At 73.1% G+C, this 23,244-nt stretch carries 22 protein-coding genes; 6 read left to right on the top strand and 16 right to left on the bottom strand.

The features are described 5' to 3' along the window. Nucleotides 1–17: 17 nt before the first annotated feature. Genes RF647_RS17765 through RF647_RS17780 form a run of 4 tightly spaced genes read right to left on the bottom strand, consistent with a single transcriptional unit; the run spans nt 18 to nt 3,253 of the window. Complete coding sequence (locus RF647_RS17765; RefSeq protein WP_368812870.1) at nt 18–842, bottom strand: glycerophosphodiester phosphodiesterase family protein; 825 nt, start codon at nt 840–842, stop codon at nt 18–20. 10 nt (nt 843–852) lie between these two features. Beyond that, a complete protein-coding gene (locus tag RF647_RS17770) occupies nt 853–1,731 on the bottom strand; it encodes an HAD family hydrolase (RefSeq protein ID WP_368812871.1) in 879 nt (292 codons plus the stop codon). Between the two features lie 14 nt (nt 1,732–1,745). Next, nucleotides 1,746–2,267: a YbhB/YbcL family Raf kinase inhibitor-like protein gene (locus RF647_RS17775; protein WP_368812872.1), complete on the bottom strand. Its 522-nt coding sequence runs from the start codon at nt 2,265–2,267 to the stop codon at nt 1,746–1,748. A 56-nt stretch (nt 2,268–2,323) separates the two neighbouring features. Beyond that, a complete protein-coding gene (locus RF647_RS17780; RefSeq protein ID WP_368812873.1) occupies nt 2,324–3,253 on the bottom strand; it encodes a carbohydrate kinase in 930 nt (309 codons plus the stop codon). A gap of 210 nt (nt 3,254–3,463) precedes the next feature. Here RF647_RS17780 and RF647_RS17785 point away from each other — a divergent pair, with 210 nt between their 5' ends. Further along, complete coding sequence (locus RF647_RS17785; RefSeq protein ID WP_368812874.1) at nt 3,464–4,921, top strand: glyceraldehyde-3-phosphate dehydrogenase; 1,458 nt, start codon at nt 3,464–3,466, stop codon at nt 4,919–4,921. A 159-nt stretch (nt 4,922–5,080) separates the two neighbouring features. On the opposite strand, the gene RF647_RS17790 is transcribed toward RF647_RS17785, so the two are convergent. From RF647_RS17790 to fdhD, 10 genes are all read right to left on the bottom strand, one after another. Further along, nucleotides 5,081–6,400 (bottom strand): M18 family aminopeptidase, encoded by a 1,320-nt coding sequence (locus RF647_RS17790; RefSeq protein WP_368812875.1) that lies wholly within the window; start codon nt 6,398–6,400, stop codon nt 5,081–5,083. A gap of 9 nt (nt 6,401–6,409) precedes the next feature. Continuing rightward, nucleotides 6,410–7,513 (bottom strand): lysostaphin resistance A-like protein, encoded by a 1,104-nt coding sequence (locus tag RF647_RS17795; RefSeq protein ID WP_368812876.1) that lies wholly within the window; start codon nt 7,511–7,513, stop codon nt 6,410–6,412. An 87-nt stretch (nt 7,514–7,600) separates the two neighbouring features. Then, a complete protein-coding gene (locus RF647_RS17800) occupies nt 7,601–8,662 on the bottom strand; it encodes a Gfo/Idh/MocA family protein (RefSeq protein WP_368812877.1) in 1,062 nt (353 codons plus the stop codon). A 74-nt stretch (nt 8,663–8,736) separates the two neighbouring features. Then, a complete protein-coding gene (locus tag RF647_RS17805; RefSeq protein WP_368812878.1) occupies nt 8,737–9,756 on the bottom strand; it encodes a LacI family DNA-binding transcriptional regulator in 1,020 nt (339 codons plus the stop codon). 41 nt (nt 9,757–9,797) lie between these two features. Continuing rightward, a complete protein-coding gene (locus tag RF647_RS17810; protein WP_368812879.1) occupies nt 9,798–11,252 on the bottom strand; it encodes a GH1 family beta-glucosidase in 1,455 nt (484 codons plus the stop codon). Continuing rightward, complete coding sequence (locus RF647_RS17815) at nt 11,252–12,148, bottom strand: carbohydrate ABC transporter permease (RefSeq protein WP_368812880.1); 897 nt, start codon at nt 12,146–12,148, stop codon at nt 11,252–11,254. The genes RF647_RS17810 and RF647_RS17815 overlap by 1 nt, the downstream gene beginning before the upstream one ends. Continuing rightward, nucleotides 12,145–13,266: a carbohydrate ABC transporter permease gene (locus tag RF647_RS17820; protein WP_368812881.1), complete on the bottom strand. Its 1,122-nt coding sequence runs from the start codon at nt 13,264–13,266 to the stop codon at nt 12,145–12,147. The genes RF647_RS17815 and RF647_RS17820 overlap by 4 nt, the downstream gene beginning before the upstream one ends. Nucleotides 13,267–13,330: 64 nt before the next feature. Next, nucleotides 13,331–14,641, bottom strand: coding sequence for an extracellular solute-binding protein (locus RF647_RS17825; protein ID WP_368812882.1), 1,311 nt, complete (start codon nt 14,639–14,641; stop codon nt 13,331–13,333). A gap of 175 nt (nt 14,642–14,816) precedes the next feature. Further along, nucleotides 14,817–15,551, bottom strand: a complete 735-nt coding sequence (locus RF647_RS17830) for a glutamine amidotransferase (RefSeq protein ID WP_368812883.1) — start codon at nt 15,549–15,551, stop codon at nt 14,817–14,819. A 39-nt stretch (nt 15,552–15,590) separates the two neighbouring features. After that, on the bottom strand, nt 15,591–16,448 hold the full coding sequence (gene fdhD / locus RF647_RS17835; RefSeq protein ID WP_368812884.1) for a formate dehydrogenase accessory sulfurtransferase FdhD: 858 nt from the start codon (nt 16,446–16,448) through the stop codon (nt 15,591–15,593). A 397-nt stretch (nt 16,449–16,845) separates the two neighbouring features. Here fdhD and RF647_RS17840 point away from each other — a divergent pair, with 397 nt between their 5' ends. The 5 genes from RF647_RS17840 to RF647_RS17860 all read left to right on the top strand — a co-directional run bounded on the left by RF647_RS17840 (nt 16,846) and on the right by RF647_RS17860 (nt 20,665). Further along, nucleotides 16,846–17,436, top strand: coding sequence for an alternate-type signal peptide domain-containing protein (locus tag RF647_RS17840; RefSeq protein WP_368812885.1), 591 nt, complete (start codon nt 16,846–16,848; stop codon nt 17,434–17,436). 109 nt (nt 17,437–17,545) lie between these two features. Next, entirely contained in the window at nt 17,546–18,133 is a 588-nt protein-coding gene (locus RF647_RS17845; RefSeq protein ID WP_368812886.1) for a hypothetical protein, read from the top strand. A 23-nt stretch (nt 18,134–18,156) separates the two neighbouring features. Further along, nucleotides 18,157–19,149 carry a hypothetical protein gene (locus RF647_RS17850; RefSeq protein ID WP_368812887.1) on the top strand — a complete coding sequence of 331 codons (993 nt, stop codon included), beginning with the start codon at nt 18,157–18,159 and terminating at the stop codon, nt 19,147–19,149. Continuing rightward, a complete protein-coding gene (locus RF647_RS17855; protein WP_368812888.1) occupies nt 19,146–19,811 on the top strand; it encodes a signal peptidase I in 666 nt (221 codons plus the stop codon). The genes RF647_RS17850 and RF647_RS17855 overlap by 4 nt, the downstream gene beginning before the upstream one ends. 101 nt (nt 19,812–19,912) lie before the next feature. Beyond that, nucleotides 19,913–20,665: a PIG-L deacetylase family protein gene (locus RF647_RS17860; protein WP_368812889.1), complete on the top strand. Its 753-nt coding sequence runs from the start codon at nt 19,913–19,915 to the stop codon at nt 20,663–20,665. A gap of 25 nt (nt 20,666–20,690) precedes the next feature. Here the strand turns inward: RF647_RS17860 and RF647_RS17865 are convergent, their stop codons facing one another. Then, nucleotides 20,691–21,905 (bottom strand): MFS transporter, encoded by a 1,215-nt coding sequence (locus tag RF647_RS17865; protein ID WP_368812890.1) that lies wholly within the window; start codon nt 21,903–21,905, stop codon nt 20,691–20,693. Beyond that, nucleotides 21,898–23,181: a glycosyltransferase 87 family protein gene (locus tag RF647_RS17870; RefSeq protein ID WP_368812891.1), complete on the bottom strand. Its 1,284-nt coding sequence runs from the start codon at nt 23,179–23,181 to the stop codon at nt 21,898–21,900. Before RF647_RS17870 ends, RF647_RS17865 begins: the two co-directional genes overlap by 8 nt. Nucleotides 23,182–23,244 lie beyond the last annotated feature (63 nt).

A 23,244-nucleotide genomic window follows, 5' to 3' on the forward strand; every position in this document is an offset into this window, starting at 1 on the left:
CGCCGCCGTGCCACGGCTCACACGCCGGAGGGCGGCCACTGTCCACGCTGCGCCAGGAGGGAGGCGAGCAGGTCGGCCCGGTCGGTGACGATCCCGTCGACCCCGAGCTCGAGCAGCTCCGCCATCTCGGCCGTCTCGTTGACGGTCCACACGTGCACGTCGATGCCGTGCCGGTGGGCGAACTCCAGGAAGCGGGGGGTCACGAGCCGCACCTCGGCCCCGCCCCGCACCCGGTAGCGGCGGGGGATCTGCACGGTGTCGAACGGCTCGATCCACCGGGCGGCCGCCCGCCGCGCGAGCCGCCAGGTGGGCCCGCCCAGCCACGAGCACACGAGCAGCAGGCGCATCCCCTCCTTGCCGGAGGACGTGGGCACGGTCCGGCCGTCCAGCTCGCGGATCCGCCGCAGCGTGCGGCGCCGGCGGCTCTCGGAGAAGGAGGTCACCCGCACCCGGTCCACGGCGCCGAGCTCGTGGAGCAGCGCCGGCAGGGCCGCCACGGACGCCTCGTCCTTGACGTCCACGTTGAACTTCAGCTCGGGGAGCTCCGTCAGCAGGTCGGCGAAGCGGGGGATGCCCCCGGCGCCGGCGACGCGCTCGGCCCTGATCTGCGCCCAGGTCAGGGCGGAGACCTTCCCGCTGCCGCCGGTGACGCGGTCGAGGGTCTCGTCGTGGAAGGACAGGACCACGCCGTCGGCCGTGGTGTTGACGTCCGTCTCGATCCACTCGTAGCCGAGGTCCCGGGCCGCCCGGAAGGCGTCGAGGGTGTTCTCGGCACCGTCCCGGCAGAAACCGCGGTGGGCCAGGGCTGCGGGGGCGTCGCGCCGGCGCGCTGGAGGGGTCACCCCCCTATTGTTACCCCGTGGTAGCTGATTGTCCCGCCCATGACGCGCCAGGTCGGCCGCCGCGCAGCAGCGCCTCGATCACCTGGGCCACCCCGTCCTCCTCGAACGGCGGGGCCGTGCGGCCCACGGCGCGCGCGACCGCGGGGTGCCCGCTCGCCATGGCGTAGCCGTGGGCGGCCCACGTGAGCATCTCGAGGTCGTTGGGCATGTCGCCGAAGGCCATCACCTCGTGCGGGCGGATGCCGCGCTCGGCCGCGTACTGCTCGAGGGTGCGCGCCTTGGTGAGCCCCTTCTGGCCCATCTCCACGAGCGGGGCCGCCGCCACGGAGTGCGTCACGGACAGCCTGCCGGCCACGAGCTCGGCGAGCGCCCGGAAGTACTCTTGCGGCTCGGCGGTGTCCAGCTTGGCCAGGAACTTCACCAGCCCCTGGTCCTCCGGCACCCGGTCCCGCAGCGCCCCGACCAGGGGGGCGCCGACCTCCATCCGGTCCGTCCGGGCCCACCCGTGGTCCGTGAAGACGCCCTCGAGCGTCTCCGCCGCGAACAGCGTGCCGGGGTGCCGGGCCGCGACCTCGTCCATGACCGCGAAGGCGTCCCGGGCCGGGAACAGGCTCGACTCCACGACCAGGTCGGCGCTGAGGTCGTAGACCACCGCCCCGTTCGAGCAGATGACCACGCCCTCGTGGCCGAGCTGCTCGCGCAGCGGGTCGAGCCAGCGCATGGGCCGGCCCGTTACGAACACCACGTGGATGCCGCTGTCCTGGGCGGCGCGGATCGCCTCGACGGTGCGCGGGCGGAAGCGGAAGTCGTGCCCCAGGACGGTGCCGTCGAGGTCGCTGGCGATCATCCGGACCGGCGCCGTCCCGGGGACCTCCGGATCAGGGCTCACGGGTGTTGTGCCACCTAGTAGGCCTCGTGCGTCCCGGTGAGGCAGGTGCGGGCGATCCCGGAGCTGAAGAGCTGGAAGTTGACGACGGCGGGGCTGGCGCTCTCGTCGACCTCGATCCGCTCCTCGCCCACCGCGGTCACGCACACGATGTAGCGGTGCGGCCCGTGGCCGGGGGGCGGGGCGGCGCCCACGTACTCGTCGGTGCCGCCGTCGTTGCGGTGCTTGACCGCCCCGGCCGGAGGGTCGGACGCCGCGCCGCGCGCGAGGGAGGTGACGTCGGCGGGGACGTTGGACAGGCACCAGTGCCAGAAGCCGCTGGGGGTGGGGGCGTCCGGGTCGAAGACCGTGACCACGTAGCTCTTCGTGCCCTCCGGGGCCCCGGACCAGCTCAGCTGCGGGGACACGTCCTGGCCGCCGGCGCCCATGATGCCCGAGAGCTGGGCCGGGGCGAGCGTGCCGCCGTCGGAGATGTCCTCGGAGGTGAGGGTGAAGCTCGGCAGGTCGGGCAGGTCGGCGTACGGGTCGCGCTCGGGCACGGGCTCTCCTTCGGGACGGGACCGGACGGGACCGGGTGGGATCGGGGCGGGACGGGTCAGGGCGCGGGCAGCTCGTCCTTGCGGGGCAGGTCCGCGCCGGCGCGGGAGACCGTGACGCCGGCCGCCGCGGCGGCGTAGCGCAGCAGCTCGCCGACCTGCTGCTCGTCCAGGTTGTCGATCCGCTCGCGGGCCGGCGCGCCCGTGTAGCCGTGGTCGGTGAGCCAGCCGAGCAGCGCGGCCATGAAGGAGTCCCCGGCCCCCACGGTGTCCGCGACCGTGGTGCGGGCGGCGGGCACCTCCACCCCGCGCGGCCCGGTGGCGCGGGTGCGGGCCCAGGGCCCCAGGGGCCCGCGGGTGACGACGACGAGCTCCGCGCCGGCCTTGAGCCAGGCGCCCGCGCTCTCCTCGACGCTGCGGTGGGGGTACAGCCACAGGAGGTCCTCGTCCGAGGCCTTCACGACGTCGGCGAGGGCCACGAGCTGCTCGGCCCGGGCCCGGGCGTCCGAGGAGTCCGGGATGATGGACGGCCGGCAGTTGGGGTCGTAGGAGATCAGGGCCGAGCGGTGGGCCTGCTCCACGGCGTGCAGGACCTTCGAGGCGCCGGGCTCGAGCATCGCCCCGATCGACCCGACGTGCAGCAGGGAGGTGTCCCGGAGCAGCTCGGCCAGCTGCTCGTCCGAGAGGTCCAGGGACCAGTCGAGCTGGAAGTCGTAGGTCGCGGCGCCGTCCTCCCCGATGACGGCCTCCGCCACGGAGGTGGGCCGCGTGTCGGCGTCGAAGGGCAGGAGCACGCCGTTGTCCCGCAGGTGCGCCTCGACCTGCGTGCCGTACTCGTCCTCGCCGTAGCGGCCGAGGAACTGGACCTCGTGGCCGAGCCGGGCCAGGCCCACGGCCACGTTCATGGGGCTTCCCCCGGCGTGCGCGCGGGGCTCCTGGCCGCGCTTCGAGACCACGTCCACGAGCGCCTCACCGATGACCGTCAGCATGCTCTCACGGTAGCACCCGCCGCCCCCGCCGGCCCCGGCGCCGGACCGGCCCGCCGGGCCCGTAACGGGAGCCCTTCCCGCCCCCGGTGCCCCTAGAATGGAGGGCGGCGTCCTGCGCGAACCGCAGCGGCGCGCACCCGACCGCGCAACGAGGCGCGGCACGTCACGGCCGGACACGATGACGTCCCCGGCCGAGGAAGAGAGTCATTCTTGAGCACTCCTGAAAGCTGGGCCGACCGCGAGTCGCTCGCCGAGGGCATCGTCCCCCTGGTCGGACGCCTGCACCGTGAGAACAAGGTCGTGCCGACGGTCTACGGCCGCTCCCTGGTGCACAAGTCCGTCACCCAGATCATCAAGGCGCACCGCTTCGCGCGCCGGATCGACGGCGAGGAGCTGCCCCTCGAGGACACGACCCGTCTGCTCGAGGCCATGTCCGGGCTGAACCTCGGCACCTGCGCGGTGGACCTCGGCAAGCTCAACCGGCTCGCCCAGGAGTCGGACCAGGACCTCGAGGCGTTCCTGCGCGAGGAGCTCGCCCCCGTGGTGGACCGCAAGGCCCAGAACTCCCCGGAGTCCCAGGACGTGGTGCTCTACGGGTTCGGCCGCATCGGCCGCCTGCTCGCCCGCATCCTCATCAACCGCAACGACGGCACCGGCCTGAACCTGCGCGCCGTCGTGGTGCGCAAGAAGCCGGGCAACGACCTGGTCAAGCGCGCCTCCCTCCTGCGCCGCGACTCGGTGCACGGGAAGTTCGACGGGACCATCCACGTCGACGAGGAGAACGACGTCATCACGGCCAACGGGGTGGCCATCAAGTTCATCTACGCGAACGACCCCACCGAGATCGACTACACCGCCTACGGGATCGACAACGCGATCGTCGTGGACAACACGGGCGTGTGGCGCGACGAGGCCGGACTCTCGAAGCACCTGCAGGCCAAGGGCGTGGCCAAGGTGCTGCTCACCGCACCGGGCAAGGGCGACCTGAAGAACATCGTGTGCGGGGTCAACGACGACGTCATCACCGCGGAGGACACCATCCTGTCCGCCGCGTCCTGCACCACCAACGCGATCACCCCGGTCGTGAAGGTCCTTCACGACAAGTACGGCATCGCGCAGGGCCACGTGGAGACGGTCCACTCCTACACCAACGACCAGAACCTCATCGACAACTGGCACAAGGGCGACCGCCGGGGCCGCTCCGCCGCCCTCAACATGGTCATCACCGAGACCGGCGCCGCGAAGGCCGTGGCCAAGGCCCTGCCGGAGATGGCCGGGAAGCTGACGGGCAACGCGATCCGCGTCCCCACCCCGGACGTGTCCATGGCCATCCTCAATCTGCAGCTCGAGCAGGCCCCGGAGTCCGAGGACGCGGTCAACCAGTATCTGAAGGACATCTCGCTGAACTCGTCCCTGCGCAAGCAGATCGACTACACCGACTCCCCCGAGATCGTGTCCACCGACTTCGTGGGCTCCCGCCGCGCGGGCGTCGTCGACGGTCTCGCGACGATCGTCAACGGCAGCTCGCTGGTGCTCTACGTCTGGTACGACAACGAGTTCGGCTACTCCTGCCAGGTCGTGCGGGTGCTCGCCCGGATGGCCGACATCGCCATGCCGCAGTTCCCGGCCGAGCGGGTCGCGGTCGGCACGGCGTCGATCCCCGGCTGAGCCGCCCCTCGCAGGCCTGGGACGCCGACGGGTCGCCACCTGCGGCCGTCCGCGCCGAGGGGTCGCCACTGAACGGAACGACCGACTCGCACCGTTCAGTGGCGACCCCTTGCGCAGCAGTTCGAGCAGAGGACGCCCCTCGCACGGCGGCGCAGCGGGTCAGGCGGTGTAGAAGGCCCCCGCGACGGCCCCGAGGGCGGCGACGTCGTCCACGTGGCACAGCTCCCGGGCGGAGTGCATCGACAGCAGGCCGATGCCGACGTCGATCGTGCGCACCCCCAGCCGGGCCGCGGTGATGGGCCCGATCGTGGACCCGCACGGCACCCGGTTGTTGGAGACGAACTCCTGGTAGCCCACACCGGCGCGCGCGCAGGCCTCGGCCCAGATCCCGGCGCCCACGGCGTCCGTGGCGTAGTGCTGGTCCGCGTTGATCTTCAGCAGCGGCCCCGCCCCCGGCACCGGCCGGTTCACGGGGTCGTGGTGGCCCTGGTAGTTGGGGTGCACCAGGTGCCCGGCGTCGGCGGACAGGCACACGGACCCGGCCAGGGAGCGCCGGTGCTCGGCGGCGGAGCGGCCCAGGCCCTCACCGATGCGCACCAGCACGTCCTCGAGGAACGGTCCCGCGGCGCCGGAGCGGGTGCGGGAGCCGATCTCCTCGTGGTCGAACGCGGCGAGCACCGCGATGTGCCGGCCCTGTTCGACCGCCTCGGCCTCGCGGGCGAGGGCGCTCAGCCCGGCGTGCACGGAGGAGAGGTTGTCCAGCCGCCCGGCGGCGAACAGCGTCCCGCCCTGCCCGAACACGGCGGGGGGCTGGGCGTCCGCCAGCACCACGTCGTAGCCGACGATGCGGGCAGGGTCCACGGGCCCGCCGTCCGCGTGCTCGGCCAGCAGCGCGAGGACGTCCGCGTCCTCCGGCTGCCCCACGCCCCAGATCGGCTGCACGTGCTGCTGGCGGTCGAGCTGCAGGCCCTTGTTGGCCTCGCGGTCCAGGTGGATGGCGAGCTGCGGGATGCGGGCCACGGGGCCGGTGGCGGTCAGATGCTCCGCCGGGGCGCCGTCCGTCCCGCGGACCACGAGCCGGCCCGCCAGGCGCAGCTCGCGGTCCAGCCACGAGTTCAGCAGCGCCCCGCCGTAGGTCTCGACCCCGGCCTGGTGCCAGGTGTGGGCCGTGGTGGTGGGTCTCGGCTTGAGCTTGAAGCCCGGCGAGTCGGTGTGCGCGCCGAGGATCCGGAACCCCGCCGCGGGCGGGACCTCCGCCGGGGTGGCCCACGCGATGACGGCCCCGTCGCGGAGCACGTAGCGCCGCCCGCGGACGCCGGGCCGGGCCCAGTCCTCCGTCTCGTCGAGGCGGACGAAGCCCGCCTCCTCCAGCCGGGCGGCGGCGGCGTGCGCGGCGTGGAAGGAGCTCGGCGACTCCATCACGTAGCGGCCGAGGTCCTCGACGGCGGACCGGGGGTCGACTGCGGTGCGGGGTTCCATGCCGTCAGTCTACGAAAGGTGCTGGGGCGCGCGTCCGGGCGCCTGTCCCGCCCAGTGGCCGGGACAGGCGGGCGGGCCGGGGCACACCCAGGCTCCGGGCCCGCGGCCCTCCCCACCGGGTCCGGGGCCGGCCGCGAGGAGGAGGGGCGGCCGCGGCGGGTGCACGGTCCGGGTCACCTCCACGCCGCGCCGGCGCGCGCCGCGGACCACGAGCCACGCGAAGAGCAGCTGCAGGGCCGCCGAGAGGGCGAGGGCCACCCAGGACGACTCCTCGGCGTCCGGGTCGGCCAGGCCGAGCGCCCCGAAGAGCGTGGCGATCACGTTGTTGACCACGTGCAGGGCGATCGCCGCCTCGAGCCCGCCGGTGCGCCAGGTCAGATAGCCGGCGACGACCGCCATGACGGCCACCGCCAGCAGCCCCCAGGTGTCGTACAGGTGCCCGAACGTGAACAGGGGCACCGGCAGCAGGATCGCGAACACGGGCCGGCGCAGCCACCGTCCCACGGTCTGCAGCAGGTAGCCCCGGAAGACGAGCTCCTCCGCCGCGCACTGCAGCGGGACCACCAGCACGATCATGGCGATCAGCCACCAGAAGCCCTCCACCGGCTGCGGGGCGGTCAGCGAGCCGAGCAGCGCGTACTCCACGAGGAGGGCGGCCGCCTGGCCCACCGCGTAGATCGCCAGGGCCACGAGGAGGCACCGGCCGAGGAGGCCCCAGCGCAGCCGTCCCGTCACGGACAGCAGCAGCCCGAGGGGCCGGGGGCCCGTGATGGCCCGGGCCGCGAGGAGCGCCGGGATCATGAGGACCAGGGAGAAGAACAGCATGAAGAAGATCGCCGGGTCCATCATGTCCAGCTCCGTGCCCCCGAGGAAGACCTCGTCCAGGGCCTCCTCGCCGCGCACGGCCACGAGCCCCACGGCCCACACGATGCCGAAGACGATGGCCAGCACCCCGTAGAAGGCGCCGAAGAGCAGCAGCTCCACGAGCGGCTTCCACCACCGGTGGTCGGGGTCGGCGTGGCCGAGCCGGTGGTACGGCAGGAGCCGGGGACCGGGGCCCGAGGGGTCGTCGTCGAGGGATCCCTGCCTCCAGGGGGCGGCGCGCGTGGTCATGCCTCCCACGGTATCCGCAGCCGGTCCCTTCCGGACACGCGACAGTTCGGGGGCGCCCGTCCGGTGCCCCGTCGTGGCGCCCGCGGGTCAGGGCAGGTCGCTGCGGTAGCGCAGGCCCATCTGCCGGCGCGCGTCGTCGAGCAGCTCCAGCACCAGCACGGTGTCCGCGAGCGGCATGCGCGGGCTCTCGGTCAGGCCGGCCTGGAGGCACCGGGTCACCTCCCGCAGCTCGTGGGCGAAGCCGTGCCCGGCGGCCCGGAAGCGCTCGGTCCGCGGCGCGGCTCCCCCGGACCGGACCACCAGCTCACCGGGGTGGTACAGGGGCGCCCCGGTGCGCAGCCAGCCGTCCGTCCCGCTGATGGTCACCGTGCCCGGGCAGTTCGTCTCGATGGACGTGGTGAGGTGGGCGTGCGCGCCGTCCGCCCAGGTGAGGGTCAGAGCGTTGTGCAGGTCCACGCCGTCATCGTTGAGGACGCCGTGGGCCGTGAGGCCGGCCGGTGCGCCGAGTGCCGCGAGCGCCCAGGTGAGCGGGTACACGGCGAGGTCCAGCAGGGCCCCTCCGCCCGCCGCGGGATCCCAGAGCCGGGACCCGCGGTCGTACGGCACCGGGGCGCCGAGGTCCGCCTGGAGCCAGCGGACCCGGCCGATCTCACCGGAACGGACGATGTCGAGGGCGCGCCCGAAGCTCGGCAGGAAGCGCGTCCACACCGCCTCCATGAGGAACAGCCCGCGCGCCCGGGCGAGCTCCCGCAGCTCCCCCGCCTCCCGGGCGTTCATGGTCAGCGGCTTCTCGCAGAGCACGTGCTTGCCGGCCTCGAGGGCCGCGCGGGCCACCGCGTGGTGCTGGGCGTGCGGCGTGGCGACGTAGACGACCTCCACGGCGGGGTCCGCGACGAGGCGCTCCCAGCCGGTGGCGCCGTCGTGGTCGTAGTGGCTCCGGGCCGCGCCGAAGCGTTCGGCGAACGCCTCTGCGGAGGACCGGGAGCGGGAGCTGACGGCCGAGAGCACGGCGTCGTCGAGCAGCGCCAGGTCCTGGACCACGCGGCCGGCGATCGACCCGGTGGCGACGACCCCCCAGTGCACGGGGCGGCCGGTCGCCGTCGCGGGGTCGTCGCCCGTCACCGGGGCGGGGAGGGCTGGAGGGGGCATGGTGGCCTTTCGGGGAGGATCCGGGGGACGCCGACGACGGCGCCGGGGCGTCGCCCGGCTCGGGGCGGGAAGGGCTAGACGGAGTCCCGGAGCACGAGCGAGGTCGACATGATGGTCACGCGGTCCGTCGGCCGGCCCTCGATCATGTCGACGAGGGTCTCGGCCATCTTCCGGCCGAGCTCGACGATCGGGTGGTTCACCGTGGTCAGCGCGGGGGTCACCGACGTCGCGAAGGAGTCGTCGTCGAAGCCGACCACGGCGATGTCCTCCGGGATGCGCAGGCCGCGGCCCTGGATCACGGTGTACGCCCCGGCCGCCATCTGGTCGTTGGCGGCGAACACGGCGTCGACCGGCCGGCCGCGGTCCAGCAGCCGCTGCATGGCCCGGGCCCCCGAGGCGAGCGTGAAGTCGCCCATCTCCACCAGCTGGTCGTCCAGCCCGGCCTCCCGAACCGCGGTCCGCCAGCCCGCCAGCCGGTCGATGCCCGGGGGCATGTCCTGCGGCCCGGCGATGGTCGCGATGCTCCGCCGCCCGCTCGCGGTGAGCAGCCGGGTGGCGCTGCACGCGGCGGCCTCGTTCTCGACCTCCACGTAGTAGGCGTCCTCGGCTCCGACGAGCGGGCGACCCGCGAACACCATGGGCAGCGACCCCGAGAGGTGGGTCCACGAGTGGTCGCCGCTGTGGTGCGAGACCACCAGGGCGCCGTCCACGTTGCCGCCGAGCAGGAAGCTGCGGGTCTTCTCGGGCTTCGCCTCGGACGCGATGACCATGTTCAGGGTGAAGTCGGTGTCCGTCAGGTACATCGCGATGCCCTGGACCACGGTCGTGAAGAACGGGTCCGCGAACACCTTGGACGTGGACTCCGGGATGATCAGGGCGACCGAGTTGGCCCGTCGCTTCGCCAGCGACCGTGCCGCCCGGTTCGGGGTGTAGTCGAGGGCCTCGATGGCCTTCCGCACCGACTGCGCGAGCTCGGGGTCGACGCTGGGCGAGTCGTTCACCACCCGGGACACGGTCGCCCGCGAGACCCCGGCCAGCGCGGCCACCATCTCGAGCGTCGGCACGGGCCGGGGGCCGCCTGCGCGCTGCGTCATGATCATCTCCGGTGCTCTCGGCGGGTGGGCTGGCATCAATGCTAGGCGCCCGTGGACGGGGCCACCGGCGTGCGGTCCGCGGCGGCGGCGATGACCCCGGCGTAGGCGCGACCGCTGTCCTTGACGGTCCGCTCGAACGTCCCGTAGTCCACCCGGACCACGCCGAAGCGCTTGCCGTAGCCCCACGACCACTCGAAGTTGTCCAGCAGCGACCACACGAAGTAGCCGCGGACGTCCGCGCCCTGGTCGATGGCCTCCCCCACGGCCGCGATGTGGCCGAGGACGAACTCGGTGCGCTCCGTGTCGTGGACGGCGCCGTCGTCGCTGACGACGTCGTCGTAGGCGGCGCCGTTCTCGGTGACGTACAGGGGCGGGAGCGCGGGGTACTCCTCGCCCAGGCGCACCAGGAGCTTCCGCAGCCCGTCCGGGTTCACCTCCCAGTCCATCGCCGTGCGCGGCAGGCCGCGGCTCGGGAACGCGATGTCCTCGGAGCCGATCCAGCACGAGGACGTGGGACGGCTGGCGCCGCCGGAGTGGCCGTCGCCGCCGGAGGCCTCCGGGTGTCCGCTGATGAGGTCGTCGTGGTAGTGGTTCACGCCGAGGAAGTCGAGGGGCGCCCCGATGGTCGCGAGGTCACCGTCCCGGACGAGCTCGCGGAGGCCGAACCGGTCCAGGTCCGCGAGGGTGTCCTCGGGGTACGCGCCGCGCAGGATCGGGTCCAGGAAGAGGCGGTTCTGCAGGGAGTCGAACCGCCGGGCCGCGTCGAGGTCCACCGGGTCCGAGGGGTCGCGCGGGATCGAGTTGCTGAGGTTGAGGGTGATGCCCAGGTGCTCGGCACCGCGGGACCGCAGGTGCTCGACCGCGAGGCCGTGGGCCAGGTGCTGGTGGTGCACGGCGGCGACGGCGGCCCGGGGGTTCTGTCGTCCGGGCGCGTGGACCCCGGCCGCGTAGCCGAGCAGCGACGAGCAGAAGGGTTCGTTGAACGTGGTCCAGTGCCGCACCCGGTCGCCGAGCACCGAGTGCACGTCGTCGGCGTACTCGACGAAGCGGTGCGCGGTGTCCCGGTGGGCCCACCCGCCCTTCTCCTCGATCGCCTGCGGCAGGTCCCAGTGGTACAGGGTGAGCCAGGGCAGGATGCCGGCCTCGAGCAGCTCGTCGACCAGGCGGGAGTAGAAGTCCAGGCCCTCGGGGTTCGGGGCCCGGTCACCGGGACGCACCCGCGCCCAGCTCGTGGAGAAGCGGTAGGAGCCGAGCCCGAGCTCCTTCATGATCCGCACGTCCTCGGGCATCCGGTGGTAGTGCTGCACGGCGTCCTCCAGGGTGTCGCCGTTGGCCACGGCGCCCGGCAGACGGGCGAAGGCGTCCCAGACGGAGTCCTCCTTGCCGCCCTCGTGCCCGGCGCCCTCCACCTGGGCCGCGGCGGTGGCCGAGCCCCAGAGGAAGCCCTCGGGCCAGCTGCGGTGGTGCACGGTTGCGTCTTCTGCGTTGTTCGGCATTAGCCCTTCACTGCTCCTTGCATGATTCCGGAAATGAGTTGTCTGCCCGCGACGGCGAAGAGCGCCAGGAGGGGAAGCGTGGCCATGACGGCGCCGGCGAGGACGATCGAGTAGTCCACGTAGCGGGCCGACTGCAGCTGGCTCAGCGCCGTCTGCAGGGTGGGGTTGCTCGCGTCGAGGACGAGCAGCGGCCACAGGAAGTCGGTCCACGCCGTCATGAAGGTGAACAGGCCGAGGATGGCCATGGCCGGGCGGGCCGCGGGGAGCGCGACGTGCCAGAAGGTGGAGATCATCGACGCCCCGTCCATCCGGGCCGACTCGATGAGCTCGTCGGGGATGACGTCCACGAGGTACTGGCGCATGAAGAACACGCCGAACGCCGTGACGAGGGTGGGCACGACGACCGCCCCGATCTTGCCGGTCCAGCCGAGTTCGCGCATGAGCATGAACAGCGGGATGATGCCGAGCTGCGTGGGGATGGCCATGGTCGCCACGACCGCGACCATGAGGCCGTCGCGCCCCTTGAACCGCAGCTTGGCGAACGAGTACCCGGCGAGGGTGGAGAACGTGACCACCGAGACGGTGATGATCCCCGAGATGAGCACGCTGTTGCCGAGGGCCAGCCAGAAGGGGATGGTGTTGAAGACCTCGCCCACGTTCGTCCAGAAGTTGCCGCCCGGCAGCAGCGGCGGCCAGGTGCGGACGAGGGCCTCGTTGGAGCGGCTGCCGATGATCACCGACCACCACAGCGGATAGGCGCTGGCCAGGAAGAACGCGGAGAGCAGGCCGTAGGTGAGGAAGCCGGGGCGGTGCCCGTCCCCGAAGATCCGCCGGCGCACGGGCACCGCCCGCGACCGCCGCGTCCTGGTCCTCGTGGGTGCGCCGGTGACGGTCATCGTGTCCTCCTCGTGGTCGTCGGTGCTGCGGCCGCCCGTGGCGCCCCGGTGCCGGTGTTCGCCGCCGCGTCGGGGACGACGGCGTCCACCGCACGCGGCCTCCGCCGCCGACCGGCCCCGCGCCCGGTCCTGCGCCGCGGCCTCCCCCCGTCGGACGCCGTCGCGATGCGGCGCGAGACCAGGTAGTTGACCAGGCCGAAGAGCAGGATGAGGAGGAAGAGCAGCCAGGCGATGGTCGCGGCCTTGCCGAAGTTCTGCCGCTGGAAGGCCATCTCCCAGAGGTAGAGGACCGTGGTCTGGAACTGGCGCTGCGTGCCGCCCGCGGCCACGGGGTCGAAGAGCCTCGGCTCCGTGAAGATCTGGAGTCCGCCGATGGTGGTCGTGATGATCACGAACACCATCGTGGGACGGATGCTCGGCAGGGTGATGCTGAAGAACCGGCGGAGAGGGCCCGCGCCGTCGATCGCGCCGGCGTCGTACAGGTCCCGGGGCACCGCCTGCATCGCCGCGAGCAGGATCAGCGCGTTGTAGCCGGTCCAGCGCCAGTTGACCATGGCGGCGATGGCGATGTGGCTGGGCAGCGTCTCGTTCTTCCACAGGATCGGGTCGACCCCGAAGCTGCCGAGGATGTTGTTGATGAGCCCGTACTGCTCGCCGAACATGTTCGTGAAGATCATGGCCACGGCCACCGGGGTGACCACGTAGGGCAGCAGCACGCTCATCTGCCACAGCGTCCTGGCGCGCAGGTTCTGATCCAGGACCGCCGCGATCAGCACCGCGGCCGCCAGCTGCGGGATGCTCGAGAGCAGGAAGATGCTCACCGTGTTGAACAGCGAGTTCCAGAAGAACCGGTCCCGCAGCACCTCGGTGAAGTTGCCCGTCCCCACGAACTCGCCCCGGCCGGTGAGCAGGTGCCAGTCGAAGAGCGAGACGAAGAACGTGTACCCGAGCGGGAAGAGCCCCACCACTCCGAAGAGGACGAAGAAGGGCGCGATGTACAGGTAGGGGGAGGCTTTCAGGTCCAGGACGATGAGCCGCTGTCTGCGGGTCGGCCTGGGCGGACTCGGCGCCGGCGCGGCGGGCGCCGCGGCGGCGGGACGGTGGGCTGTCGTGGTCATGAGGGTCTCGCGCTTCCGTGAGGGGGCTTCCGGCGGATTCCGGAGGCCCCGTGGCCGGGTCCTGCTAGTTGTTGACGACCAGGTCGTCCAGAAGCGCGAGGGCCTCGTCCCAGGCCTCGTCGGCCGTGGCGGTCCCGGCGTCGAGGCGCTTCAGCGGCGGCAGGAAGACGTTCTCCTGGATCACGGAGTCGTGCGGGCCCTTGAACTGGGCGACGACCCCCTCGGCGCGGGACGCGAGGATCACCCCGGTGGGTGCGTCGTTGAACACGGGGTTCGGTTCGGCGTCCTCGACCAGCTTCTCCTGGGCCTCGATGGTGCTGGGGAAGTTGTTCGCCTTGGCCGACTGCTTGACCTGCTGCTCGGGCTCGGTGAGCCAGGCCGCGAGCTTCGCCGCCTCCTCCGGGTGCTCGGAGGTCTCCGGGACGGAGAGGAACGCGCCGCCCCAGTTGGAGGCGCCGCCCGGGAAGACGTCGGCGAAGTCCCACCCGCTGCCCTCGCCGCCGCCGGCGGACTCGAGCTGGCCCTCGATGGTGCCGAGCATCCAGCCGGGGCAGACGAAGGTCGCGAAGGAGCCGTCCACGAAGGCCTGGCCGTTGCCCCAGTCGAACTGGGTCTGGTTGGCGGAGAGGCCGTCCAGCGTGCCCGCGGCGAGCAGGTCGAAGCGCTCGCGCAGCTGCTCGTTGCCCTCCACGTTCAGCTCGCCGTCGGCGGTGTAGTAGCCCTCCTCGAGCTGGTTGACCATCGAGTTCCACACGAAGCCGGACTGGTCGTACCAGGCCTTGCCCGTGGACTCCTGGTACTCGCGGCCGAGCTCGAAGTAGGTCTCCCAGGTGGCGTCGTCCCCGCCGAAGAGCTCCGCGACCTCCTCGCGGTCGCTGGGCAGACCGGCCTCCTCGAAGAGCTTTCCGTTGTAGCAGAGGCCCTGGGGGCCGATGTCGGTGCCGTACCCGATGACGCGGCCCTCGGGGTCGGTCCCCTGCTCGAACTTCCACGGCACCCAGTTGTCCTTGATGTCGGCCGCGCCGTGCTCGTTGAGGTCGACGAACTGGTCGGAGACCTCCATGATCGAGCCGAGCCAGCCCTCCTCGATGGCGGTGACGTCGCTGAGCCCGGACCCGGCGGCGATCTTGGTGAAGGCGTCCGTGCGCGCGTTCGAGCCGCGGTCGATGTTCGTGGCCTTGATGGTCACGCCCGGGTTCAGCTCCTCGTACTCGCCGTAGAGGTCGTCGTAGCCGAAGGTCCCGAAGCTGGTGACGGTGAGCTCGACGGGGTTGTCGGCGCTGGCCGGCTCGCCCCCGCCGCACCCCGTGGCGACGGCTGCCAGTGCCGCCGCACCCGCCAGGGCTGTCGTTCGCTTGGGTCGCGTGTGTCCCACGGTCACTCCTTGGTGTGAAGGGGCTGGAGAGCAACTGCTGGTGAGAGAGCGCTCTCTCTGCTGTGCTTCGACTGTATGTGCCGTGGCTCACACCGTCAAGAGAGCGCTCTCTCAGATTTCGGGGAAGCCGCTCCGCGTCGTGCTGGGAGGACGGGACGGGCCCGCCCGCGGCGTGTCAGCGGGCGTAGCGGTCCACGAAGGCGGCGAGGATTTTCTCGGGCTTGGTCACGGGCGGCCCCGTGCGGATCCGGTCCTTGACGACCTCGGCCTCGGCCGGCGGGAAGTACCCGTGCTCCTTGTACGCCTCGATCCGGCGGAGCAGGGCGGGGGCGTCGAGCTCGGGGTGGAACTGGGTCGCGTAGAGGTTCTGCTTGATCCGGAACATCTGGACGGGGCAGTCCGCGCCGGTCGCGAGCAGGACGGCGGCGGGCGCCAGGGTGCGCGTGCCCTCCTTGTGTCCCACGAACCCGTGGAACGCCGGCGGGAACTCCCGCAGCAGCGGGTCCCGCAGCCCCTCCTCGGTCAGCGTGACCTCGATGACGCCGATCTCCTCGCCGCGGGTGCGGTCCACGATCCCGCCCTGGTGCGTGCCGAGGGTGCCGACGCCGTAGCAGGCGCCGAGGAACGGGAAGTCCCGGGCGACGACCTCGTCGAGCAGGTCCCGCATCTCGGACTCGGCCCGCCGCTGCACCTCCGACTTCTGCTGCGGCGGGTCGGAGGAGTTGAACGGGGACCCGCCGATGACGACCCCGGAGTAGCGCTCGAGGTCGATCGGCGGCATGGGCCCCGCCTCCAGCCGGACCCGGTGGAGGTGGCTCTCCTGCAGGCCGCTGAAGCGGCAGATGGTCTCGTACTCCTCGTCCGCGACGTCGTCCTCGGCGCGGGTGGCGAGCAGCAGGAAGGGCTTCATGACCCCATCGTAGCCAGCGGCGGGGCGCTCCCCGCCCGATCAGGGGACGAGGCGCTCCCGGTGCGCGTAGGCGTTGAAGGAGGTGCCGCGGCTGAAGCCGAGCAGGGTGACGCCCGTCTGCTCCGCGAGGTCCACGGCGAGGGCCGAGGGCGCCGAGACGGCCGCGAGCGCCGGGACGCCAGCCATGTACGCCTTCTGCACCAGCTCGAAGGAGGCGCGGCCCGAGACCTGCAGCACGGTGGAGCCCAGGGGCAGAAGATTCTCGCGCAGGGCCCAGCCCACCACCTTGTCCACGGCGTTGTGCCGCCCCACGTCCTCCCGCACGCACAGCAGCTCGGGCTCGCCGGCACCGTCGCCGTCGGGACCGTCCGGGAAGCGGAAGAGGCCCGCGGCATGGACGCCGCCGGTCGTGGAGAACAGCTTCTGCCCGGTGCGCAGCCGGTCCGGCAGGGCGAGCAGCGCGGGCACGGAGAGCCCGGTTCGGTCCGCGGCAGGGTCGAACGTGGAGACCTTGGTGACGGCCTCGATGGACGCCGTGCCGCAGACCCCGCACGACGACGACGTGTAGACGTGCCGCTCCATGGAGGTGTCCGGCAGGGCGACCCCCGGCGCGAGCCGCACCTCCACCACGTTGTAGGTCCGCTGCCCGTCCGGGCCGATGCCGCTCCGGTAGTCCATCTGCACGATCTCGCCCGGAGTCCGCACCACACCCTCGGAGACGAGGAACCCGGCCACGAGGTCGAAGTCGTGACCCGGGGTGCGCATCGTGACGGTGAACGGCCTGCCGTCGAGCCGGATCTCCAGGGGCTCCTCGCCGGCCAGGGTGTCCGCGCGTCCGGTACCGCCGCCGTCGGCGGTGTACCGGTGCACGCGGCGCCGCTGGGAAGCTCGGGTCATGGCGGTCCTCCGGTCCCGGCTCCACCGGGTGGGAGCCCTCCTCCGGCATCCTATGGGCGCGGCTCGCGGGGGCCGAAGCGGTGGTATTACCGGACAGTAACGTCGGGCGAAGTGGGGACAGGGAAGTTCTGTTCTTATTCATAGACTTTTGTCTAGAGTTGACGTGTCAAGGGAATTCGGCGGCAGGGCTGCCGACGGATCCCCCGGGCGATCCACTGCGGTTCCACGGACCGGCGCGCCGAGGCGCGGCCGTCGCAGCGGGCACCCCGTCCCCCGTGATCCGGGGGGACCGGGTGCACGCCGCCTCCGCGGACACCCCACCGGATGCCCGGCACCACACGCGCACCGATCCCGCGCGGCCTCTCCTCTCACCCCTCTCTCGCTCGAAGGCGGACCCATGAACACTGAAGCGCAGACCCCCCTGTCCGAGTCCACCGCGCAGACCGGCAGGAACCGGCGCGCCGGCAAGGCCGTCCTGGCCGGCGCCGTGGCCGTCGGCCTCCTCGCCGCCGGCGGCGGCACCTTCTCCAAGTGGTCCGAGGAGCAGGCCATCGCCTCCCAGGACATCATCACCGCCGGTGAGCTCTCCATGGCGAACACCACCGTGGCCTGGAAGGACGGTGCCGGAACCCCGATCGACCCGGCCAAGTACCAGATCGTCCCCGGCGACACCATCGCGCTCCACGCCTCCACCAAGGTCATCGCCGAGGGCGACAACCTGCGAGGGTCCCTGAAGCTCGAGCTCCCCGCACAGCTGCAGCAGGAGATCGACGCCCTCGAGAAAGCCGGCTACGTGTCCTACGACGTGACCCTGACCAGCGGCGAGAAGTCGGCCCGGGACTCGTTCCCGGTCACCGAGGACGACAACGGGGACACCGTGACGGCCGTCGCCACGTTCACCTGGAAGGCGGACAAGACCACCGGCAGCGCCGGCGAGAAGGTGGCCAAGTCGCTGAACGGCACCAAGCTCGTCCTCGCCCAGCAGTGACCGTCCGGGGCCGACCGGCCCCGGTGCACCCCGGTGCGGCGACGACGCCGCACCGGGGCGCACTGCCCCTCACACCCCGTCTCGCTCCGTCTCACCCCCAGAGGCTCCCATGACGCGCACTCCACGCTCCCGCCCCTCGACCGCCGGCCGCACCCTCGCCGCCGCCGCAGCCGCGCTCCTGGCGCTGACCCTGCTCGGCAACAGCCTCGGGACGGCCGCCCGCTGGTCCGACACGGCACCGCTCGAGACGCAGGCCGTCAGCACCGGCACCCTCGACGTGGCATTGGAGCCCGCGCGGGCGACCCTCCACCACACCGACGTCGATCCCGCGACCGGCGCCCCCCGGCGCGGAACCACCGACCTCACCGGAGCGGCGGACGCCCTGTCCGCGCTGGCCCCCGGCGACACGGTCGTCGTCACGACCCGCGCCGTCCTCGACGTCGAGGGCGCGAACCTCACCGCGACCCTCTCGGTCGATCCCGGGGTGCCGGCCGGCGGCGCGGTCGTCCCCCGCCTCGAGCTGGTGCCGGTCTCCGGCGCGCTGCCGCAGCCCGGGCCGTCCTCCTGGACGGTGTCCTCGGCCCACGACGGCGCGGTCTACGACGTCACCGTCTCCTACGAGGTGTCCCCGGACCCCGTCGCCCAGGGCACGACCGTCACGCCGGGCCCGCTCACGGTCGCCCTCACCCAGCATTGATCCCCCTCCCCCCAGGAGCTCCCATGAGCCAGTACCGCACCCCCACGGCCTACGTGCTCGGCGTCCTCGTCCTGCTGGCCGTCATCGTGCTCACGACCCCGAACGGCGGGACCCACGCCCGCTGGTCCGCCACCGCCCGGGCCGAGGCGCCCACCATGACCACGGGCCGGATCGGCTTCGAGATCGCCGGGGTCGAGGGCGCCGAAGGCGCCGCGACCCTGACCAGCACGTCCGGCTTCGACGTCCAGTACCGGCCGGTGCAGGTCTTTCTGGTGGACTCCGCCGGGCGGTCCGTGGCCGCGCCGGCGGGCATGCGCTTCGCCTACCGCACCGGCGCGGCCTGCGACGACGGCGCGGCGCCGGCCGAGTGGACCGCCGCAGCACCCGGCGGATCCGCCCCGGTGGGCGTCGACGGCGGGACGCGGGCGCCCCTGGAGCACGACCGGCCTGCCGGGCTGTGCCTGACCGTCTCGACCGGCGCCGTCGCCGTGGACGCGTTCCGTGCGCTCGACGGGCAGGGGCTGCAGGTCGTCACCGTGGTGGAGGCCAGCACCCTCGGGGACGGCACCTGGTCGACGACCCGCTCCTGGACGGTGCCGTTCACCGTGGAGGCGCCTCCCGTGGAGCAGCCCCCCGTGACCGCACCCGACCGCCCGACGGCGCAGGACGCGGCGCGCTGCGGTGCGGACCACAGCGCCGCACAGCTCCAGTGGTCCTGGACCGGCGGCCTCGGCGCTCCGGCCGTGGCGGAGTGGCACCTCCTGGTCCGCCCGAGGGGCAGCACCGTGGCGCCCACGCCGGTGAAGCGGCTGATTGATGGCACCGCGCGGGAGATCCGGTTGTCCGCCGACGAGCTCCGGGGTGTCGCGGGCCACGAGAAGAATCAGGATTACGACGTCCTCGTCCGGGCCGTGCTCGCCGGCGGAGGCACCTCCTACGTGGACAGCGCCTATGCGTGGACGGTCAGGACGGCCGGCGCGAGCCACAACATCAACTGTGAAGGAATCCCGTCATGACCACCGTGCTCCGCAAGACCCTGCACCCGCTGCTTGTGCTCGCCCTGGCCGCGGTGGCCGCGCTGCTGCTCGCCGTCGTCGTCGTCCCGCTCGCACTCGGCTGGGTGCCCCTGACGGTGCTCTCCGGCTCGATGGAGCCGACCGTCCCGACCGGCAGCCAGGTCGTCGTCGCCCCGCTCGAGGGCGAGGACGGTGCCGCGGGACTGAGCACCGGGGACGTCGTGACGTTCATGCCCCGTCCGGACGACCCGACGCTCGTGACCCACCGGATCGTGGGCGTCGCGGTGGACGACGAGGGGCGGCGCAGCTTCACGACGCAGGGCGACGCCAACGCCGCCCCGGACGCGGAGCCGGTCACCGCCACCCAGTTGCGCGGCCTGGTGAAGTACCACGTGCCCTGGGCGGGCTACGCCGCCACCCTCCTGGACGCGGAGCAGAAGCGCAGCGGAATCGTGCTGGTCGCCGCGGCGCTGTTCTGCTACGCGCTGTGGCAGCCCGTGGGCGCCGTCCGGGACCGCGCCCGGCCCACGGACGAGAGCACGGACGCGGAGAGGGACCACGGCGCCGACGGCGTGGCGGAGCAGGCCCCGGCCGGGGAGCAGACGTCCCCGGCGGAGGCCCCGACGGAGGCGCTGCCGCTGGTGCCCGCCGCCGGCCGCTGAGCGGCGCAGCGCTCGCCCGGGGGCCGGCGCGCCCTGCCGGACCGTCGACGCCGGGCGAGCCGCCGTTGCCGGTCCCCGGCGGCGGGGCCATGATGGGGACCATGACCGAGACCCCGCTCACGCACGTCGACGAGAACTGGCAGCGCGCCCTGGTGGTGGTGGCGCACCCGGACGACATGGAGTTCGGCGCCGCCGCGGCCGTGGCCCGCTGGACCGGACAGGGCAAGGACGTGGTGTACTGCCTCGTCACCAGCGGGGAGGCCGGCATCGACGGCCTCGAGCCGCAGCAGTGCGGTCCGCTGCGGGAGGCGGAGCAGCGGGAGTCCTGCCGGGTCGTGGGCGTGGAGCAGGTGGAGTTCCTGCACCTGCCGGACGGGGTGCTCGAGTACGGGGTGGCGCTGCGGCGCCGGATCGCGGAGGTGGTCCGCCGGCACCGCCCGGACGTGGTGATCACCAACAACTTCCGCGACACCTGGGACGGCGCCACCAACCTGAACCAGGCCGACCACATCGCCACGGGCCGGGCCACCCTGGACGCCGTGCGGGACGCCGGCAACCGGTGGGTCTTCCCGGAGCAGGTCGAGGCGGGCCTGGAGCCGTGGCCCGACGTGCTGGCGGTGTGGGCGGCGGCCTCGCCCGCCGCCCGGCACGCGGCGGACGTCACGGAGACCTTCGACGCCGGCGTGGAGTCCCTGCGCGCGCACGGCGCCTACCTCGAGGGCCTGGGCTGGACCGACTTCGACCCGGACGCCTTCCTGCGGGGCAACGCCGCCGCCGTGGGCGAGCGGCTCGGGGTGCCGCTCGCGAGCTCCTTCGAGGTGCTCCCCCTCCGGTGGGGCGGCACCGAGGACTGAGCCCGGCTCCGCCGGCGCTGAGCGGTCAGGCCGGCTCGGGCTCCCGGAGGACCAGGAGCACCAGCAGCACGGCGAGGACCACGAGGGCCGCCACGAAACCGACGGCCCCGGCCCAGCCGGTGACCGTGTAGAAGACCCCGCCGGCCGTGCCCAGCACGGACGAGCCCGCGTAGTAGAACAGCGTGTAGAGGGACGAGGCCTGCGCCTTGCCGGTGCGGGAGCGCACCGGGACCCACCCGGACGCCACGGCGTGCGCGGCGAAGAAGCCCGCGGTGAACAGCAGCAGCCCCACGACGATCACGGGGATCGACGGGACCAGCGTGGCCAGCAGCCCGGCGAGCATCACGGTCCCGCTGCTCGCGAGGACCACCCGGCGCCCGTGGGCCGCCGCGATCCGGCCGGCCGTCCCGGAGGACCAGGTGCCCGAGAGGTAGGCGAGGAACAGGAGGCTCACCGCGGTCTGGGACACCCCGAACGGCTCCTCGCCGAGGTGGAAGCCCAGGTAGTTGTAGATCGCCACGAACCCGCCCATGAGCAGGAAGCCCTGCAGGTAGAGCACCAGCAGACCGCGGTCCGCGAGGTTCGCCCGCAGCCGCCCGAGCAGCCCGGCCGGCCCGGTGAGCCGGACGGTCTGGCGCACGAACCCGCGCTGGCGCGGGGCGATCAGGACGAAGACCACGGCGGCGAGCGCGGCGAGCACGCTCACGGTGATCGTGCCGGTCCGCCAGCCGAACGCGTCGCCCACGGGTGCGGCGATGATGCGCCCGGCGAGGCCGCCCAGGCTGGTGCCCGCCACGTAGGTGCCCGCGGCCACGGCGGCGTGCCGGCGGTCGAGCTCCTCCGCGAGGTAGGCCATGGCCACGGCGGGGATCCCGCCCAGGGCGATGCCCTCCGCGAAGCGCAGCGCCACCACGGCCTCGAAGCTCGGCGCCAGGGGCATGACGAGCCCCAGGACCGTGGCGGAGACGACGGCCATGACCATGGTCCGCAGCCGGCCCCACCGGTCGGAGACCACGGACCACGGCAGGACGCCCACGGCGAGGCCGAAGGTCGCGGCGGAGACGCCCAGGGAGGCCCGCGCGGCGTCGATCCCGAGGTCCGCGGCCATGAGGGGCAGCACGCCCTGCACGGAGTAGAGCTGGGCGAACGTCGCCACGCCGGCGCACAGCAGCGCCAGCAGCACCCGGCGGTAGCCCCGGCTGCCGCGGTCGTAGCCGGTCCAGCCGCCGGGCTCAGCCACGACCGGCCCCGCGGTTCTCCCGGGTCCCGGCCCGCAGCCCGGTGACCACCCACAGGCCCAGGAGCAGGAACAGGGCGAGATAGGGCAGCGCGGCCACGGCGTCGATCGCCGGCCCGGAGACCCCCACCGGCCCCAGCCACGCGTCCCAGCGGATCGGCCCGACGTACAGGCCCACCAGGGCGACCCCGCCCAGCACCAGGGCGAGCCGGCGCGGACCGTCCCGGAGGAACGCCGGCCACGCCTCGACCCACAGCGCCGTGTACACGAGCCCCCACCACACGTGGTGGTGGGACCAGGTGACCGGGGACAGGTAGAGCATGAGGAGGGCGTTGACCGCCACCACGGAGAGGATCATCCCCCGGGCGGCGAGGACCCGGATCAGCAGGGCGACGCCCACGACCGCGGCGAGGAGCAGGACCCCGCGCAGCAGGGGCTCCGGCTCCCCGGGGACGCCGAGGTGGAGGAGCACCCCCTGCAGCGAGGTGTTGTCGACGTACGCGGTGTCGCCGACGCGCTCGTCGCTGAGCACGGCCTCGGTCCAGAACACGACCGCGTCCCGCGGCAGCGCCAGGAACCCGATCAGCACGGTCGCGGCGAAGGTGAGGCCCATCGTGAGGATCGGCCGCAGCTGTCCGCGGACCAGGAACACCAGCCCGAACGCGAGGGGGGTCAGCTTGATGCCGGCGGCCAGGCCGATCCAGAACCCGCGCGGGATCCGGCCCAGCAGGGTGTCGTCGCGGGTGCGCAGCAGGTCGTAGAGGACCAGGGCCATGAGCAGCGCGTTGATCTGCCCGAGACCCACGTTGCGCATCCACGGCCCCGACCACAGCAGCACGGCGGTGCCGGCGGCCACGGCGGTGGCGGGGCCCAGCAGGGCCTGCAGGGGCAGCGGCCGGCCGCGGGCGGCCGCCCGGCGCAGGAGCACGGCCGAGAGGACCGCGGCGACGCCCATCGAGGCGAGACCCAGGACGAGCTCGGTGAGCCGCTCGGGGAGGAAGGCGAGCGGCACGAACAGCAGCGCCGCGAACGGCGGGTAGGTGAACGGCAGCCCACCGTCGCCGTCCGGGCTGAGCCCGGGGCCGTAGAGCTCGTCGTCGAAGCCGTGCCGGTCCACCACGGCCATCCCGCCGAGCCGGTAGACGTCCAGGTCGATGCTGCTGTCGAGGACCAGCCACACGGACCGCAGCAGCACGCCCGCCAGCAGCAGCCACACCAGGCCGGTCAGCGCCGTCGAGCGTCCGGTGCGGGACGCGACGGCGGCGGACGGAACGCTCACCAGGGCCTCAGTTCTCGGGTCGGTGCGTGCCGGAGCGGACGCAGGCGGAGGTTGCGGCCCCCA

The sequence above is a fragment of the Kocuria sp. CPCC 205263 genome (assembly GCF_040981075.1).
GTDB classification, from domain to species: Bacteria; Actinomycetota; Actinomycetes; order Actinomycetales; family Micrococcaceae; genus Kocuria; species Kocuria rosea.